At 58.0% G+C, this 16,610-nt stretch carries 16 protein-coding genes; 9 read left to right on the forward strand and 7 right to left on the reverse strand.

Translation table 11 applies throughout. The annotated features are described in order from the left end of the window. The first annotated feature begins 77 nt into the window (after positions 1 to 77). Positions 78 to 986, forward strand: coding sequence for an AAA family ATPase (locus tag AC2FD9_RS02470; RefSeq protein ID WP_472723669.1), 909 nt, complete (start codon positions 78 to 80; stop codon positions 984 to 986). Further along, complete coding sequence (locus AC2FD9_RS02475) at positions 986 to 2,242, forward strand: vWA domain-containing protein (RefSeq protein ID WP_496835225.1); 1,257 nt, start codon at positions 986 to 988, stop codon at positions 2,240 to 2,242. Before AC2FD9_RS02470 ends, AC2FD9_RS02475 begins: the two co-directional genes overlap by 1 nt. Positions 2,243 to 2,245: 3 nt before the next feature. On the opposite strand, the gene AC2FD9_RS02480 is transcribed toward AC2FD9_RS02475, so the two are convergent. Then, on the reverse strand, positions 2,246 to 2,746 hold the full coding sequence (locus AC2FD9_RS02480; protein ID WP_254452874.1) for a hypothetical protein: 501 nt from the start codon (positions 2,744 to 2,746) through the stop codon (positions 2,246 to 2,248). A 241-nt stretch (positions 2,747 to 2,987) separates the two neighbouring features. Between AC2FD9_RS02480 and AC2FD9_RS02485 the strand changes: the two genes are divergently transcribed. The 5 genes from AC2FD9_RS02485 (at position 2,988) to AC2FD9_RS02505 (ending at position 8,919) form a co-directional block, all read left to right on the forward strand. Continuing rightward, positions 2,988 to 3,956, forward strand: a complete 969-nt coding sequence (locus AC2FD9_RS02485; protein WP_496835227.1) for an XdhC family protein — start codon at positions 2,988 to 2,990, stop codon at positions 3,954 to 3,956. After that, entirely contained in the window at positions 3,953 to 4,954 is a 1,002-nt protein-coding gene (locus AC2FD9_RS02490; RefSeq protein WP_496835229.1) for a molybdopterin-binding protein, read from the forward strand. The genes AC2FD9_RS02485 and AC2FD9_RS02490 overlap by 4 nt, the downstream gene beginning before the upstream one ends. Before the next feature lie 153 nt (positions 4,955 to 5,107). Beyond that, the gene (locus AC2FD9_RS02495) at positions 5,108 to 5,593 is read left to right on the forward strand and encodes a (2Fe-2S)-binding protein (RefSeq protein ID WP_109311614.1); all 486 of its coding nucleotides are present in this window, start codon (positions 5,108 to 5,110) and stop codon (positions 5,591 to 5,593) included. Between the two features lie 79 nt (positions 5,594 to 5,672). Next, positions 5,673 to 8,033, forward strand: a complete 2,361-nt coding sequence (locus tag AC2FD9_RS02500) for a xanthine dehydrogenase family protein molybdopterin-binding subunit (RefSeq protein ID WP_496835231.1) — start codon at positions 5,673 to 5,675, stop codon at positions 8,031 to 8,033. Positions 8,034 to 8,127: 94 nt separating this feature from the next. Next, the gene (locus AC2FD9_RS02505; protein ID WP_496835232.1) at positions 8,128 to 8,919 is read left to right on the forward strand and encodes an FAD binding domain-containing protein; all 792 of its coding nucleotides are present in this window, start codon (positions 8,128 to 8,130) and stop codon (positions 8,917 to 8,919) included. A 47-nt stretch (positions 8,920 to 8,966) separates the two neighbouring features. Here AC2FD9_RS02505 and AC2FD9_RS02510 read toward each other — a convergent pair whose 3' ends face one another. After that, positions 8,967 to 9,866, reverse strand: a complete 900-nt coding sequence (locus AC2FD9_RS02510; protein WP_496835233.1) for a MurR/RpiR family transcriptional regulator — start codon at positions 9,864 to 9,866, stop codon at positions 8,967 to 8,969. A gap of 89 nt (positions 9,867 to 9,955) precedes the next feature. Between AC2FD9_RS02510 and AC2FD9_RS02515 the strand changes: the two genes are divergently transcribed. Both AC2FD9_RS02515 and AC2FD9_RS02520 read left to right on the forward strand, forming a co-directional pair. Next, the gene (locus tag AC2FD9_RS02515; protein ID WP_496835235.1) at positions 9,956 to 10,726 is read left to right on the forward strand and encodes a beta-keto acid cleavage family enzyme; all 771 of its coding nucleotides are present in this window, start codon (positions 9,956 to 9,958) and stop codon (positions 10,724 to 10,726) included. Further along, the gene (locus AC2FD9_RS02520) at positions 10,723 to 12,045 is read left to right on the forward strand and encodes an aspartate aminotransferase family protein (RefSeq protein ID WP_496835237.1); all 1,323 of its coding nucleotides are present in this window, start codon (positions 10,723 to 10,725) and stop codon (positions 12,043 to 12,045) included. Before AC2FD9_RS02515 ends, AC2FD9_RS02520 begins: the two co-directional genes overlap by 4 nt. An 88-nt stretch (positions 12,046 to 12,133) precedes the next feature. Here the strand turns inward: AC2FD9_RS02520 and infC are convergent, their stop codons facing one another. From infC to AC2FD9_RS02545, 5 genes are all read right to left on the reverse strand, one after another. Further along, on the reverse strand, positions 12,134 to 12,715 hold the full coding sequence (gene infC, locus AC2FD9_RS02525) for a translation initiation factor IF-3 (RefSeq protein WP_496722603.1): 582 nt from the start codon (positions 12,713 to 12,715) through the stop codon (positions 12,134 to 12,136). 127 nt (positions 12,716 to 12,842) lie between these two features. After that, complete coding sequence (locus AC2FD9_RS02530; protein WP_496835239.1) at positions 12,843 to 13,676, reverse strand: ferredoxin--NADP reductase; 834 nt, start codon at positions 13,674 to 13,676, stop codon at positions 12,843 to 12,845. 107 nt (positions 13,677 to 13,783) lie between these two features. Continuing rightward, positions 13,784 to 14,191 carry a DUF934 domain-containing protein gene (locus AC2FD9_RS02535; RefSeq protein WP_496835241.1) on the reverse strand — a complete coding sequence of 136 codons (408 nt, stop codon included), beginning with the start codon at positions 14,189 to 14,191 and terminating at the stop codon, positions 13,784 to 13,786. Then, complete coding sequence (locus AC2FD9_RS02540) at positions 14,188 to 14,949, reverse strand: phosphoadenylyl-sulfate reductase (RefSeq protein ID WP_282118555.1); 762 nt, start codon at positions 14,947 to 14,949, stop codon at positions 14,188 to 14,190. Before AC2FD9_RS02540 ends, AC2FD9_RS02535 begins: the two co-directional genes overlap by 4 nt. Beyond that, the gene (locus tag AC2FD9_RS02545; protein ID WP_496835244.1) at positions 14,939 to 16,603 is read right to left on the reverse strand and encodes a nitrite/sulfite reductase; all 1,665 of its coding nucleotides are present in this window, start codon (positions 16,601 to 16,603) and stop codon (positions 14,939 to 14,941) included. The genes AC2FD9_RS02540 and AC2FD9_RS02545 overlap by 11 nt, the downstream gene beginning before the upstream one ends. Between the last annotated feature and the right edge of the window lie 7 nt (positions 16,604 to 16,610).

Raw genomic sequence — 16,610 nt, forward strand, 5'->3', positions numbered from 1 at the left:
TCGTAAGTCCCGGAAAGAACACGGCCTTGACGCGCGCTAGCGCCCATGACCTGTTGTGCCAAGGGAGAGATCGAAACATGACACAGCCAGATTCCATCGACGCCGTTCAATCCATGTTGGGTTCACAGGGCTATGTCTGCGGGCGCGCGCTGGCGACGGTGGTGTTCCTGTCCCTGAAACTGGGCCGACCACTGTTTCTGGAAGGTGAGGCCGGGGTGGGCAAGACCGAGATCGCCAAGGCCCTTGCCTCCGGTCTGAACCGGCGCCTGATCAGGTTGCAATGCTACGAAGGACTGGATGCCTCTTCCGCCGTTTATGAATGGAACTTTCCGGCGCAGATGGTGGCGATCCGCACGGCCGAAGCCTCGGGCGGGGCGGATCGGGGGACATTGCAGACCGAGCTGTTCTCGGACGAGTACCTGATTGAACGCCCGCTGCTGCAGGCGATGCGTCCGGATGAAAACGGCGCGCCGGTTCTGTTGATCGACGAGCTTGATCGCACAGACGAACCCTTCGAGGCGTTCCTGCTTGAAGCGCTTAGCGATTTTCAGGTCACGATTCCTGAACTGGGCACGGTCAAAGCACCGGAGCCGCCCATCGTTATCGTCACCTCGAACCGCACACGTGAGGTGCATGATGCACTAAAACGACGCTGCCTTTATCATTGGGTCGACTACCCCGATTTCGACCGAGAGATCGAAATCCTGCACGCGCGCGCCCCGGAAGCTGCCGAAGCGCTTAGTCGTGAGGTCGTGGCCTTTGTTCAGCATCTACGCACCGAAGACCTGTTCAAGAAACCGGGTGTGGCAGAGACGATAGATTGGGCCAAATGCCTGCTTGCGCTGGACGTCATCAACCTCAGCCCCGAAGTGATCGGAGACACCCTGGGTGCGATCTTGAAATACCAGGACGACATCCAGAAATTGCAGGGGTCCGAGGCCAAACGAATACTGGATCAAGCCAAAGCGTCTCTGGAACCAGCTTGATGGCTGAACAGCTTCCGATCGACATCCCCGACAGCCCCAAGCTGGCGCAAAACATCACCCATTTCGCTCGCGCCTTGCGTAAGGCCGGGCTACCGATTGGGACGGGTCGAGTGGTGGATGCCATTCGCGCGGTGCAGGCGGCGGGGTTCACGGAAAAACAGGATTTCTACTGGACATTGCACGCCTGTTTCGTGAACCGCCCGGAGCACCGCACTGTATTTGCGCAGGTCTTTCGCCTCTATTGGCGTGACCCCCGATATCTTGAGCACATGATGTCCATGATGCTGCCGGCCATTCGCGGCGTACAGGAAGAACGCAAGGCTGACGCGGCCGAAAAGCGCGCGGCCGAGGCGTTGTTGGACGGGGTTGAACGTGATCTGCCCGAGGTGGCTGAGCAGGAAGAGGAGACTGAGTTAGAGATCGACGCCTCTCAAACGGCGTCCTCCGAGGAACGCCTGCGGAGTCTGGACTTTGAGCAGATGAGTACCGCCGAGATCGCGCAAGCCAAGCGCATGCTGTCGCGGCTTGCTCTGCCGGTGAAGCCGATAGAATCCAGACGTGGTCAGTCCAGCCATCTGGGCCATCGTATCGATCGGGCGCGAACGCTGCGCGCGGCGATGCGGCAGGGGGGAGAGTTGCACGGCATTGCCAAGCTCAAGCCCAAGCCGCGATGGCCCAACCTTGTTGTGCTCTGCGATATTTCGGGTTCAATGAGCCAATACAGTCGGGTCGTCCTGCATTTCCTTCATGCCGTTTCGAATGCCAAAGGGGCAGGCTGGGCCAAGGTTCATGCGTTTACGTTCGGGACACGCCTGACCAACATAACACGCCATCTGCAGCAACGAGATGTAGATGCCGCGCTGGCCTCTGCCGGGGCCGAGGCGCAGGATTGGGAAGGGGGGACGCGGATTGGCGAATGCCTTCATGCGTTCAACCGCGACTGGTCGCGGCGGGTCATGGGGCAGGGTGCTGTGGTCCTAATGATCTCGGACGGGCTGGATCGCGGAGACCCGGAGGCACTGAGGAAAGAGACAGAGCGATTGCACCTGTCCGCGCGACGCCTGATCTGGTTGAACCCATTGCTGCGGTGGGATGGGTTCGCGCCCAAAGCGCAAGGCGTCGCAGCAATGCTGCCGCATGTGGACAGCTTCCGTGCTGGTCACTCGATCGCGTCGTTGGAAGATCTGGCCAATGTCATCTCAAAACCCGATGACGTGGGTGAGAAAGCGCGGTTGTTGTCCGCGCTTTCCGACTGAGTATCAGCTCAGCTGTTCTTCGTTACACTTGCGGGCCATTTCCATGGCTTTGTAAGTACCGGTCAGATCAACGGTGAAGGCAAATTCCTTTTCCGGGAATACAACCATGACCTTTTGCTTGGCGAGGTCATCGGCGAATTGGGGATCGTCAGACAGGACGTAACCACCAGAGTAACCCTTGGTGATGTTGCCCTTCATACCGGTTGCTTCACCAACATAGATGTTGTCGCCCAGCAGGACCGCGACAGCTTCTTTTTCACCGCGCTTGATATCGGTCTTGGCTTTGGTGAAGACGCCGACATATCCGACACTGCGGTCTTCAGTCAGGCCCATCTGAACGACGTTTTCAGCGTCATCAACAGCTTCGATTAGGCAGGATTTCTTGTCCTCGTCGATGAAGACTTTCCAACCTTCAACTTCGCCGTAACGCAGGAAAGTGTCCGCGGATGCAACGCTTGCGGTGAACAGGCCAAATGCCATTCCGAGTGTAATAATGCGTTTCAACTCTCTGTCTCCGTTGTGAAAAATTAATATGCGCATACTGGAATGCAGCAGCTATGCATGTAGGCTAGAATCTGGTTCAGGTGCAATCAATGATTAGTCGTTGACGTGCTGATCTGGGCTTGTATACGCCGATTCAGGTCGTTGCGTAGGTGAGTGGGGAACATTCGATATTGGTCTTAAGGCTTACTTTTCATTGCGCCAAACCTGCCTATGTTGGATCAGAACAGGCCGGGAGGGTGCAATGGACAGATTCGACAACAGCCCAGAGACGGCTCTTAAATGGCATGACGAAGGTCATCCAACCGCACTGGCCACGGTGGTTGAAACCTGGGGCAGCGCGCCGCGTCGCGTCGGCGCACAGTTGGTGATTGCCGCAGATGGTCGCATCGAAGGCTCGGTGTCCGGTGGCTGTGTCGAAGGAGCGGTCATCGTCGAAGCGCTTGAAGCGATGGACGAGGGTGAGGCACGTCTGCTAGAATTTGGCGTCAGCGACGAAGATGCTTTTGCCGTGGGTCTGGCCTGTGGCGGAACGATCCGTGTTTTAGTGGAACCTATCGGTTCGGTCCTGCCAGAATCCATGTTGCGAGATCTGGTCAAAGCCCGCGCTCAGCGGGAACCGGTGGCCTATGAAGTTAATACCGAAACCGGTCATCGGGCTTTGCGCCGCAAGGCCTATTCAGACCGAATGCGCATGGACCGATCAGGTTTTGAGGAGGACGGACAGACATTTGTTGCGGTCCACAACCCTCCGCTGCGTTTGATAATTGTGGGGGCAGTGCATATTGCGCAGGCGCTGGTTCCGATGGCCCGGATCGCCGGATATGATCCGGCCATCATCGACCCGCGCGATGCCTTTGCGTCTGGTGCCCGATTCCCGGGCGAAACCATCTTGACTGATTGGCCGGACGAGGCGGTCGCCAAGCTGGGCATGGATACGCGAACCGCTGTTGTCTTGCTGACGCATGACCCCAAATTGGACGACCCGGCTTTGGAGTCTGCCTTGAAGGCGGGCGTGTTTTATATCGGCGCTCTGGGGTCCACGCGTACGCATGCCAAGCGGGTTGCTCGCATGAAAGAGGCGGGTTTTACGGACGAACAGATTGCCCAGATCCACGGACCGATTGGATTGGACATCGGCGCGGCGGGTCCGTCCGAGATCGCGGTGGCCATCCTCGCCCAGATGACGGCCGTGCTGCGGGGCAAGGCGTGAAATTCGGTCCCGTTCCTGTCGCCGAGGCCACCGGCGCGATCCTTGCACACTCCGTCCAGGTTCAGGATGCCAAGTTGCGCAAAGGATTGCTGCTGACTGCCGAACATGCGGCTCATCTGGGTGCAGCTGGATATGATGAGGTCACAGTTGCGCAGCTTGAGCCCGGCGATTGCCACGAAGACGAGGCTGCTGAAATGTTGGCCGCAGCGCTTGCGCCTGATCCAGACGCTGCCGGTTTACGGGTAACGCAGCCGTTTACCGGGCGCGTGAACTTGCTGGCCGACGGGCCGGGTGTTGTCGAATTGGACGTTGCGGCCCTGCAGAAGTTCAACTGCGTTAATCCTATGATCACAGTAGCGACGGTGCCGCAATATCAACAGATGGGCCCGGATGGGATGGTCGCCACGATCAAGGTGATATCCTACGCCGTTCCAAAGGGTGACGTCGTGCAGGCCGCTGGTCTGGCTAGGGCCTCGATTCGTCTGGTGGCACCGGTACATAAAACGGCAGGGCTGATCGTAACGGATATTCCCGGAGGTCCCCCCAACGAAAAGGGGATCGCAGCCATTCGCGGCCGGGTAGAAACCCTTGGCATGGACCTCAGCGATGTACGGATCGTTCCACACAAAGCCGAACCGCTGTCGCAGGCTATTTCAGAGGCTGCCGGTGACATTGTGATGATCCTGACCGGCTCTGCGACATCTGATGTTTTTGATGTTGCACCTCAGGCCGTGCGGGCGGCTGGCGGTCAGGTGGATAGGTTCGGAATGCCTGTCGATCCCGGCAATCTGCTGTTTCTTGGATCACTCGGCCCAAGGCCAGTAATCGGATTGCCCGGATGCGCCCGTTCGCCTGCATTGAACGGCGCGGATTGGGTCCTGTCGCGGGTTGCTTGCGGCATCGAAACAACCGGCGCGGACATTGCTGGGATGGGGGTTGGCGGGCTGTTGAAAGAAATCCCGACGCGGCCGCAACCGAGATCTGCGCGTAAACGGTGATGAGGCGCAAAATAGCTTTTCTTCTTAGGCGGCTATGAAAGAAAAGACGACCCCTACGAACGTCGGATATTGGCGCTAAATATTTTTGTTCTCAAACAAATTTTCCCGTGTTTAACTCGGCGACAGCGATAAAAGCCAAAAGGGGAGGATCTTATGACCAAGGTCTCAATGACCGTGAACGGTAAGACCGTGAGCGGTGAGGTTGAAGGTCGGACGTTGTTGTCCGGTTTTCTACGCGAGAATCTCAATCTGACTGGCACTCATGTGGGTTGCGATACAGCGCAATGCGGCGCGTGTGTTGTTCATGTGAACGGCGAGGCCGTGAAGTCCTGCAATATGCTGGCGCTTGAGGCAGACGGGGCTGATGTGGGCACGATCGAAGGCCAGGCTAACCAGGATGGCTCGCTGAACGTGATTCAGCAGGCATTTCAGGACCATCACGGCCTGCAATGCGGTTTCTGCACACCGGGAATGGTCATGAGTGCAGCAGCACTGCTGAAAGAAAACCCGCGCCCGACCGAAGCCGAGGTGCGCAAGTATCTGGAAGGCAACCTGTGCCGTTGCACCGGCTACCACAACATTGTCAAGGCGATCATGGCCGCATCTGGTCAGGACGTCAGCAGCATCGCTGCCGAATGATGCCGCTGCGGGCGTCCGATGAAGCGCCCGTGAGAAGACATAGGATGCACAGCATCCGTTTATGGGAGGAGAACAAGCAATGCCCAAAGACAGTGGCATCGGAGCCAGTTCCAAGCGGCGCGAAGACGTACGCTTTCTGACGGGAGCGGGCAATTATACCGACGACATCAACGTACATGGCCAGGCCTATGTACATTTCCTACGGTCCGACATCGCGCATGGACGGATCAAGAGTATCGACACCTCAGCCGCCGAAGCTATGCCGGGCGTGGTCAAGGTTTTCACCGGCAAAGATTTCGAAGGTGTGGGCGGGATGCCCTGCGGTTGGGAAGTGACCGACAAACACGGCGCGCCTATGCAGGAGCCGCCGCACCCCATTTTGGCACAAGGCAAGGTGCGCCATGTGGGCGACCCGATTGCTGCCGTTGTGGCCGACAGTCTCGAACAGGCCCGTGATGCGGCCGAGGCGATCGATCTGGATATCGAAGAACTGCCGGCTGTCATGAACATGAAAGCTGCTGCTCAGGATGGGTCGACGCTGGTTCATGACGATCTGAAGAACAACATCTGCTATGACTGGCAATTGGGTGAGACGGACGACGCCAAGGTCGATGAGGTCTTTGCCAATGCAGCCCACGTAACGACGCTGGATCTGGTCAACAACCGTCTCGTCGCCAACCCGATGGAGCCGCGCGTGGCGGTGGGTGAGTACAAGCGTGGTACGGGCGACTACACGCTCTTTACCACTTCGCAGAACCCGCATGTAATCCGACTACTGATGTGCGCTTTTGTTCTGGGCCTGCCCGAACATAAAGTGCGCGTGGTGGCCCCGGATGTGGGCGGCGGTTTTGGAACCAAGATTTTCCACTATGCGGAAGAGGCGTTCTGCACCTTTGCCGCCAAGGCTTGCAATCGTCCGGTCAAGTGGACCTCAAGCAGGTCCGAGGCGTTCATGTCCGATGCCCATGGCCGCGACCATGTCAGCAAGATCGAGCTGGCGCTGGATGCAGACAACAACTTCATCGGCCTGCGCACCAACACCTATGCGAACCTTGGTGCGTATCTGTCGACCTTCTCAAGCTCGGTTCCGACCTGGCTGCACGGCACGCTGATGGCAGGCAACTACAAGACGCCGGTCATTCAGGTGAATGTGAAGGCGATGTTCACCAACACGGTGCCGGTGGACGCCTATCGCGGTGCTGGACGCCCCGAGGCGACCTACCAGCTGGAGCGTGTCGTTGACAAAGCTGCACGCGAGTTGGGTGTTGATCCGATAGCCCTGCGCCGTCAGAACTTTATCACTCAGTTCCCCTATGACACTCCGGTCGCACTTACCTATGACACCGGGGATTACAACGGGACGATGGACAAGCTTGAGGTCGCTGCCGATCTGGCGGGTTTCGCCGCGCGTCGGGCCGAAAGCGAAGCCAACGGCAAGCTGCGTGGTCTGGGCATCAACTGCTATATTGAGGCCTGCGGTATCGCGCCTTCGAACATCGTCGGCATGCTGGGGGCCCGCGCGGGTCTGTATGATGCCGCAACTGTTCGGGTGAACGCCACGGGTTCGATCAGCGTCATGGTGGGCGCACATAGCCACGGGCAGGGGCATGAGACAGCCTTCCCGCAGGTTGTGGCTGACATGATCGGAATCGACGAATCGATGGTCGAGATCGTGCATGGCGACACCTCAAAGATCCCGTTTGGCATGGGCACCTATGGCTCGCGCTCGCTGGCGGTTTGTGGTTCGGCCATGGTCAAAGCGACCGAGAAGGTAATCGAGAAGGCCAAGAAGATCGCCGCCCACCTGCTGGAAGCGTCCGAGGCGGATATTGAACTGAAAGACGGTCAGTTTAGCGTCGCGGGTACCGACAAGTCGGTGGCCTGGGGTGATGTAACCCTGACGGCTTATGTACCACACAATTATCCGCTGGAAGTTGAACCCGGGTTGGAGGAGACCGCGTTTTACGACCCGGCCAACTTCACTTACCCGGCCGGTGCATATGCGTGCGAGGTCGAGGTTGATCCAGAGACCGGTCAGGTGACCGTCGAGGCTTTCAACGCCGCAGATGACTTTGGCAACATCGTCAATCCTATGATCGTCGACGGTCAGGTTCATGGCGGCATTGGTCAGGGCATAGGTCAGGCTTTGCTGGAGAATTGTGCCTATGATGAGAACGGTCAGTTGCTGAGCGCGTCCTTCATGGACTACGCGATGCCGCGAGCGGATGACGTGCCATTCTATGGTGTCGATCATTCCAGCCAGACGCCCTGTACGCATAACCCATTGGGTGTGAAGGGCTGCGGTGAAGCCGGTGCAATTGGCTCGCCGCCGGCGGTGGTCAATGCGGTGTTGGATGCGCTGAACTCGGGAGGCAAGGCGGTCGATCACATCGATATGCCGGTGAGCCCGTCACGTGTCTGGGCGGCGATGAACAGCTGATTGGTCGGGTGGCCTGGGGGCTCTGCCCCCAGACCCTCGGGATATTTTTAGCCAGATGAAGGGCGGATCCGCGCCTTTCGGAAAGGAAAGCGAAATGTACAATTTCGAGTTTGAAAAGCCCTCGACCGTTGCTGACGCCGTTTCGGCGCTGGGAGGCGAGGATGCACAGGCGTTGGGGGGCGGCCAGACGCTGATCCCAACGCTGAAACAGCGATTGGCAGCACCGTCTACGCTGGTGTCGCTGGGTGGGATTCCCGACATGCAGGGGGTCTGCATCGAGGATGACGGGTCGGTGGCCATTGGTGGCGCAACAACCCACGCAACGGTGGCGTCAGAGGCCGCCGGCAGCTATCCGGCGCTGGCCGCACTGGCTGGGCAGATCGGCGATCCAGCGGTGCGCAATCGAGGAACAATCGGTGGCTCACTGGCCAACAATGATCCGGCAGCGTGCTATCCGGCGGGCGCTTTGGGATCAGGTGCGACGATCATCACCAATACGCGCCAAATCGCGGCGGATGATTTCTTCGAGGGTTTGTTCAGTACAGCCCTGGAGGAAGGTGAGATCATCACCACGGTCAATTTCCCGGTGCCACAAGCGGCCAGCTATCAGAAATTCCTGCAACCCGCATCGCGCTTTGCGCTGGTCGGAGTGTATCTGGCACGTTTCGCCGACGGTGTTCGCGTTGCGGTGACAGGGGCCAGTGAGGATGGTGTGTTCCGCTGGTCCGAGGCAGAAGAAGCCCTGAACAAGGAGTTTCGGCAGGATGCCTTGACCGGGCTGAGCATCAATCCCGCGAATATGATTGCCGATTTGCACGGCAGCAAGGCGTACCGCGCGCATCTGGTCGGTGTCATGACCAAGCGGGCCATTGAAGCTTGCATGTAAGCTTAAAACTGTCAAAAAAGCCCCGGTCCTTATGGCCGGGGCTTTTTTTATGTCCGCCTTATTCTGGGCGGCTGGGATGGTTGCCAGTATGCGCCTGTGTCTTCTCGGGACTTTTGGTAATTGTCCACGCGATCGCGCGCGACGTCTCCGCCCGATTGAAACAGGTGACCCAGTAGGCATTCCAGAACCACCATGGCCCCGGCATAGTTTGAGAAGTGGTGCAGAGATCGCGTGCTGATGGGGAAAACCACGTCAGGCTCGATCCCGGGTGCGATCACTTCGCTGTCGGCAATCAGGATGAGCGGCACATTTATGCGTCGCGCCAATCGCATTGATTGGATGGTGTCGGCGGAATAGGGATGGACGGTGATTGCAATCAGGCAATCGTTGGGGCTTGCGTCCAACAGATCATCTGCCGCGGACCCCATGTGGCGCGGAACAAGTTGCAGACCTGGGTGTGCCATGCGTCCGGCATAGGAAAAATAGTATGACAGGGCATAGCTGGCGCGCGTGGCGGTGACAAAGCACCTGTCAGAAGACGTCATAATTTCAATGGCGCGCTTGACGCGTTCAGGGTTCATTAACCGCAGGGATCGCATGACGACGTTCTGTGCATTCTGGGCAAATTTTGCCTGGGCGGCGCTGAATGAATCACCGTCTTGCATGTCAGCAAGCCAACTTTGGCTCAGATGATCCTCACCATCTGTGACCAACGCATCGCGGAACGGAGCGCGCAGGCCGTCGAAGCGGTCATATCCCATCCGATCCGCCAGTCGGACCAGAACGTTTGAGCTGACGCCGATCTTTGCTGCGGTTTCTCGAATTGAGTCCAGCCCGAAATCTCCGGGATGGTCGAGGATGTATTTTGCCGCCATCTGCAATCCGGGAGGCAACTGGTCAATCTGCTGTCGCAGAGCATCGGTAAGCTGGCTCAAAGACTTGGTCATCCGTGAAAGAAAACAAATGTTATGAAAGATGTAAATTGAAAACGCGCCTAAGGTCCTAAACTGGGTTAAAAGTTGAAAAGGGTGCTCTTATGTCCAAAACACTGCCGCAATCGCATACGCCCTATGTTCTGGTGGCGCCGAACGGTGCCCGGAGGGGGCATGCGGATCACGTTCAGCTTCCGGTGTCGGTGCAGGAGATCATATCGACTGCACAAAGCTGTTTTCGGGCCGGTGCAGATGGGATTCACCTGCATGTGCGCGATGATCAGGGGCAGCATTCTCTGGATGCCGGGCGTTATCTTGAGACGATGGCAGAGTTGCGTCGTGCCGTGCCAGAGATGGATGTCCAGATCACGACCGAGGCGGCGGGTATCTTTGATGTCCCGGCCCAATTGCACTGTTTGCAGAATGTAAAGCCGAAATGGGCTTCGATCTCGGTCCGGGAAATCGCGCGCGCGCCGGACCTCGCGGATAATGTTTACAGTCTGTGTGCCGAGCAGGGAACGCGCGTTCAGCATATTCTCTATGACGATGCAGATGCTGCGCTTCTGGCAGACTGGCAGGCCCGCGGGATCGTCCGCGACGGGCAATCTGATCGACTGTTGGTTCTAGGGCGTTACACCTCGGGGCAGGAATCTGCACCGGAAGACCTTGATCACTTTCCGCAAACCCACTCCAGTTGGATGGTCTGTGCATTCGGAAAACAGGAACACGCTTGCCTGAAAACGGCTGCGGACCGTGGCGGGGATGTGCGGGTTGGATTTGAAAACAGTGTGACCGACCAGGACGGAAGTGCCTGGGCGAACAACGCAGCGTCGGTTTCGGCGCTGGTAGCGGTTTTGAAAGGAACTCAGCAATGAGCCACGTTTTTCCTCGTCATACCAAATCGAACTTGCCAGTCGCCGTTGGTGGCGACGGGTGCTACCTGATCGACGATCAGGGGCAACGTTATCTGGATTGTGGTGACGCTGCGGTGTCGTGCCTTGGGCATTCGAACCCGGCGGTTATCGAGGCCGTGCAGCGGCAAGTCGAACAGATCGCTTTTGCACATACCGGTTTCATGACATCCGAACCTGCAGAGGCGTTGGCTGATCTGTTGGTGGAACACGCGCCGGGCGACCTGGATCGTGTTTATTTTGTCTCGGGGGGGTCCGAGGCGACAGAAGCGGCTATGAAGCTTGCCCGGCAATATTTTCTTGAAATAGGCCAGCCCGAGCGTCGCCGGGTGATCGCACGGCGGCAGAGCTATCACGGCAACACGCTGGGTGCGTTGTCGGCCGGGGGCAATGAATGGCGGCGGGCGCAGTTTGCTCCGATGCTGATTGAGATGACGCATATCGCGCCCTGTTTCGAATACGCTGAAAAACCGGATACTGAGAGCAGTTTTGACTACGGCCAGCGCGTCGCGAATGAGTTGGAGGCCGAGATCCTTCGCTTGGGTCCTGAAACGGTTATGGCGTTCATGGCGGAACCCGTTGTGGGCGCAACGCTGGGCGCGGTTCCTGCTGTTGAGAGGTATTTCCAGCGTATTCGCCAGATCTGTGACCAATATGGCGTTCTGTTGATTCTTGATGAAGTCATGTGTGGCATGGGGCGGACCGGGCATTTGTTTGCCTGCGATCATGATGGAATTGCACCGGACATTCTGTGCATCGCCAAAGGGTTGGGTGCTGGATACCAACCGACAGGTGCGATGATGTGCACCGGGAAAATCTATGATGCAATCCGCGACGGGTCCGGGTTCTTTCAGCATGGTCACACCTATATCGGTCACCCGGTTGCGACGGCAGCGGCCCTGGCTGTTGTCACCGAGCTTACTACGCGCGCGTTGCCCGCGCGCGCAGGCGTCATGGGCGACAAGCTGCAAAGGGCGTTGCAGGCTGAATTCGGACAGCATCCGAATGTCGGTGATATCCGCGGCAGGGGGCTGTTTCGAGGGCTGGAGCTGGTGGCTGATCGCGAAACAAAAACACCGTTTGATCCGGCTCATGGCGTTGCGGGCAAAATCAAGAAAATCGCTTTGGCCGAAGGACTGATCTGCTATCCCATGTCCGGTACACGGGATGGGCGGGTTGGGGATCACGTCCTGCTGGCTCCGCCGTTCATCATAGAAGACGCGCAGATAGACGAGCTTGTGGGCAAACTTAGTCGGGCGATCTCCACCTCGATCCCCGGCTGAAGCGCCGCTTGGCCTGTACCATAGAACCAACAAAAAAACCCTGTCAGAGCGGATCTGACAGGGTTTCGAATTCGATATGCACAGGGGCTTATTTCTGTGGCAGCGGACCGATCAGCATGATCATCTGACGGCCTTCCATCTTCGGCATGTTTTCGACCTTGCCGATGTCTTTGGTGTCGGCCGCAACACGTTCCAAAAGTTCACGACCCAGATTTTGGTGAGCCATTTCACGGCCGCGGAAACGCAGGGTCACTTTGACCTTGTCCCCGTTTTCAAGAAACTTGAATACGTTCCGCATTTTTACGTCGTAATCATGAGTGTCAGTGTTCGGTCGGAATTTGACCTCTTTGATCTCAATGATCTTCTGTTTTTTGCGGGCTTCAGCTTCGCGTTTCTGCGTCTCGTATTTGAACTTGCCAAAGTCCATGATCTTGCAGACCGGTGGGTTTGCGTTGGGCGAAATTTCGACCAGATCAAGACCGGCATCAACTGCCATCTGCATGGCTTTGGCGGGATGAACCACCCCGACATTTTCACCTTCAGCGCCAATCAGACGGATTTCGGGGGCACGGATCTTATCATTGACGCGGGGGCCGGTGTCTCTTTGCGGCGGCGCGTTGTGAGGTCTGCGGGCTATGGGTTCATTCCTTTGATGATTGCAGAAATTCAAGGCCGGAATTTAGACTGGCCTGCACGCCGATTCAAGCGGCATAAGTACAGGCCAGCCCGAAAAATCGGGGTTTGTCAGAGGTTTTTCGCCAGTCCGGGGCCAAATGCCCCGGATCCGGTGCATCGGGTTAACCAACAAAGGCTTTTTCGATGACAAATTCTTTGGGTTCGGAATTGGCACCTTCGCGCAGGTCGAACTCTTCCAGAATCTTTTTGATGTCCAGGTTGAAGGCCAAAGACCCGCAGACCATCGCACGGTCGGTTTCCGGTTTGATACCGCCTTCGATGCCCAGATCAGCAAAAACCGTGCCGTTTTTCAGCAATTCGGTGATGCGGCCCATCTTGGGGCTCTCTTCCCGTGTAGTGGTTGGATAATAGCGGATTTTGTCGGCAAAGCCTTCGCCCATCAGCTCGGCCAGCATCTCATCCTGGCGGATGCTTTCGATCAGCTGACGGCCATATTCCAATTCACCCACTTCGCGGCAGGTATGGGTGATGATGACCTCGTCGTAATCCTCATAGGTCTGCGGTTCGCGCAGCAAGGACGCGAAGGGCGCAAAACCTGTTCCAGTGGCAAAGAACCACAGGCGCTTACCTGGCAGCAGCGCGTCATGCACCAGCGTACCAACAGGCTTGGGGCGCAGGATGATCTGATCGCCCGGTTTGATGTGCTGCAGCTTCGAGGTCAGCGGACCGTCCTGCACCTTGATCGAGTAGAACTCCAACTCTTCGTCCCACGAAGGCGAGGCGATGGAATAGGCGCGCAGCAACGGCTTGCCGTTGTCGCCCAGCAGGCCGATCATCACGAACTCGCCCGAACGGAACCGCAGCGAGGCGGGACGCGACACCTTGAAGGAAAACAGGCTGTCGGTCCAATGTTTGACGTCTGTTACGGTCTGTGCGTCCGGAAGGACGGGGGCCTTGACGGCGGTTACTTCGGTCACGGGTTTCATCTCTGTCATCGTTTCACTATCGGCTGGGTAAACCGACATCTCCGTTTAATCTTTGATCCAAGTCAGGAAAAGGGGCTAAATGCCCCTTTGAAGTCACAAGCTGGCGATTGGCTATCTTAGCCGCGCAGGCGGGCCTGATAGTTGTGGTCTTTCCAATCGGCGCGGGCCAGCCACTGATCTTCGGGCTGGCGGTTGGCAAGCGCGTCGTCGATTTCGACCTCATCGAATCCGCTGCGGCGCGCCATGGCATATTGGTCAGCCAGAACATGGCCTCTGGCCCGCAAACGACCGGTGTAGCCTTTTAGGCGCAACACGCGGGCGATGGTAAAGCCGCGACCATCCGCCGAAGACGGGAAGTCCACACGGACCATCCGGGCGCTGCCCAGGCGGTCGACAAGCTCATCGGGGTCAGTATCCGACGCCACGTCGAGCGCAACCACATCATTGGCTGCGTCCTCAAGCGTGACAAAGCCATCTGTCCAGTCCTCGGGGGCGAACCCCTCATCCGTTACGATTACGTTCATGTTTTCTCTCCAGCGCGCACCATCTTGCCGTCGACAAAATGGATGCCGCATTCTTCTTTGTTCTGATCGCGCCAGCGTCCGGCACGGGGGTCTTCGCCTTCTTTGACCGGCGAGGTGCAGGGCGCACAACCGATCGAGGGGTAACCTTTGGCCACCAGCGGATGCCGGGGCAGGTTGTTTTCATCCATATAGGCGCGCACGTCTTCGGGCGCCCAATGGGCCAGCGGGTTTACCTTGATCCGGCCGGTGCCGTCCTCGACCTCAAAGAAGTCAAGCGCGGCGCGTGTGCCAGACTGGAACCGCTTCCGACCCGAGATCCAGCCGTCGTAGCCCGCCAAAGCACGCTGCAGCGGGAAGGTTTTGCGCAGGTTGCAGCAGGCATCCGTGTCGCTCAGGCGCAAGGCGCCGTATGGGTCTTCGCGCTGAACATCCTCATCATCTGCGCGGATGATGTGGACGTTCTTCAGGCCAAGCCGATCTGAAACGTCCTGCTGATATTCCAGCGTTTCGGTGAACAACATCTGCGTGTCCACAAACAGGACCGGCGTGGCTTTGTCGACCACGGCTGCCATGTGCAACAACACCACCGATTCCGCCCCAAAGCTGGAGACCAAAGCAAGCTCTTCGATTGCCTCCAACGCGCCATGCATGACGTCATGGGCACTGTGGTGGCGGAACTGGGTGTTCAGCTCTTCGACCTTTTCGGTCAGCTCAGCGCGGTCGGCCCCCAGTTCCGTCTGGATCAGGTCAAGCGGCATTGGCCTGCGCCTCGGGGTAAAGCGCCGCTTTAAACGGTGCCATGCCGACGCGGCGATAGGTTTCCAGGAACGTTTCTTCGGCGCTGTCACGCTGTTCCAGATAAGTGTCTACGATGCGCTCAACGGCTGGCACGATCTCATCATAGGCAAAGCCCGGTCCGGTGCGGTCGCCAACGGCCGCAGTTTCGGTCGCGTCGCCACCCAGAGTGATCTGGTAGTTCTCGACGCCTGCGCGATCCAGACCCAGGATGCCGATGTGACCCACGTGGTGGTGACCACATGCGTTGATGCAGCCCGAGATCTTGATCTTCAGGTGGCCAATATCATGCTCCAGCTTCAGATCATCGAAACGGGTCGCGATTTCCTGTGCGACCGGGATCGAACGCGCCGTTGCCAGCGCGCAGTAATCCATGCCGGGGCAGGCGATGATGTCGCTGATCAGGCCGATATTGGCGGTGGCCAACTCATGCTCTTTCAGACGAGCGTGGATCGCGGGCAGGTCCGACTTGTGGACATGCGGCAGGATCACGTTCTGCTCGTGGCTGATACGTAGCTCGTCATAAGCGAACTCTTCGGCCAGATCGGCCATCACGCGCATCTGCTCAGCAGTCGCATCACCCGGTGTCTGGCCGTGCTTTTTGATCGAGATCGTGACGATTGCATGGTCCGCGTTCTTGTGCGGCGCGATGTTGGTGTCGACCCACGACCGGAAGACCGGATCGTTGGTGTAGGCGCTTTCGAACGACGCGACCGAGGCTTCGCGGAAGGTTGGCGGGGCAAAGTGGCCCTTGATCTCTTCCAGCAGGTTCATGTCCGCGCCTTTGAACTGCGGGCGGACCTGCAGGAAACGCTCGTTGACCTTGGCGCGGATGGCGTCGATGCCATGCTCATGCATGGTGATCTTGATGCGGGCTTTGTACTTGTTGTCACGGCGCCCGATCTGGTTCCAGACCGAAACGGTGGCTTCAAGATAGGCTAGCAGGTCGTCAAAAGCGACGAATTCGGACAGTTCTTTACCAATCATCGGCGTACGGCCCAGGCCACCACCCACGATAACGCGGGCACCCAGAACGCCGTCACGCTCAACCAGTTGCAAGCCAATGTCATGCGCCTTGATCACGGCGCGGTCGTTTTCCGAACCGGTGATGGCGATCTTGAACTTACGCGGCATGAACTGGAATTCCGGGTGGTCGGTCGACCACTGGCGCAACAGTTCGGCATAGGGGCGCGGGTCGGCGACCTCATCCGCGGCGGCACCAGCGAAATGGTCGGCGGTCACGTTGCGGATGGTATTGCCCGAGGTCTGAATGGCGTGCATGCCAACCTCAGCCAGCGCGTCCAGCATATCCGGCACATCATTCAGTTTCGGCCAGTTGTACTGGATATTCTGACGGGTGGTGAAATGGCCGTAGCCTTTGTCCCACTTTTCAGCCAGCAGGGCCAGTTGACGCATCTGCGCGCTGGACAGCGTGCCATATGGGATGGCGACCCGCAGCATATAGGCGTGCAGCTGCAGATACAGGCCGTTCATCAGGCGCAGCGGTTTGAATTCATCTTCGGTCAACGAGCCGTCAATACGGCGCTCGACCTGCGCGCGGAACTGCGCGTTACGTTCTGCCAAAAATGCTGTGTCGAACTCGGAGTAGCGATACATGATTAGC

The sequence above is a fragment of the Ruegeria sp. YTSC230 genome (genome assembly GCF_059609665.1).

Bases quoted from the DNA above. Each gene is read 5' to 3' on its own strand.
- AC2FD9_RS02500 (WP_496835231.1), top strand. From the start codon at position 5,673: ATGCCCAAAGACAGTGGCATCGGAGCCAGTTCCAAGCGGCGCGAAGAC.
- AC2FD9_RS02485 (WP_496835227.1), top strand. From the start codon at position 2,988: ATGGACAGATTCGACAACAGCCCAGAGACGGCTCTTAAATGGCATGAC.
- AC2FD9_RS02530 (WP_496835239.1), bottom strand. From the start codon at position 13,676: ATGACAGAGATGAAACCCGTGACCGAAGTAACCGCCGTCAAGGCCCCC.
- AC2FD9_RS02475 (WP_496835225.1), top strand. From the start codon at position 986: ATGGCTGAACAGCTTCCGATCGACATCCCCGACAGCCCCAAGCTGGCG.
- AC2FD9_RS02510 (WP_496835233.1), bottom strand. From the start codon at position 9,866: ATGACCAAGTCTTTGAGCCAGCTTACCGATGCTCTGCGACAGCAGATT.
- AC2FD9_RS02470 (WP_472723669.1), top strand. From the start codon at position 78: ATGACACAGCCAGATTCCATCGACGCCGTTCAATCCATGTTGGGTTCA.
- AC2FD9_RS02505 (WP_496835232.1), top strand. From the start codon at position 8,128: ATGTACAATTTCGAGTTTGAAAAGCCCTCGACCGTTGCTGACGCCGTT.
- AC2FD9_RS02515 (WP_496835235.1), top strand. From the start codon at position 9,956: ATGTCCAAAACACTGCCGCAATCGCATACGCCCTATGTTCTGGTGGCG.
- AC2FD9_RS02495 (WP_109311614.1), top strand. From the start codon at position 5,108: ATGACCAAGGTCTCAATGACCGTGAACGGTAAGACCGTGAGCGGTGAG.
- AC2FD9_RS02545 (WP_496835244.1), bottom strand. From the start codon at position 16,603: ATGTATCGCTACTCCGAGTTCGACACAGCATTTTTGGCAGAACGTAAC.
- AC2FD9_RS02540 (WP_282118555.1), bottom strand. From the start codon at position 14,949: ATGCCGCTTGACCTGATCCAGACGGAACTGGGGGCCGACCGCGCTGAG.
- AC2FD9_RS02535 (WP_496835241.1), bottom strand. From the start codon at position 14,191: ATGAACGTAATCGTAACGGATGAGGGGTTCGCCCCCGAGGACTGGACA.
- AC2FD9_RS02520 (WP_496835237.1), top strand. From the start codon at position 10,723: ATGAGCCACGTTTTTCCTCGTCATACCAAATCGAACTTGCCAGTCGCC.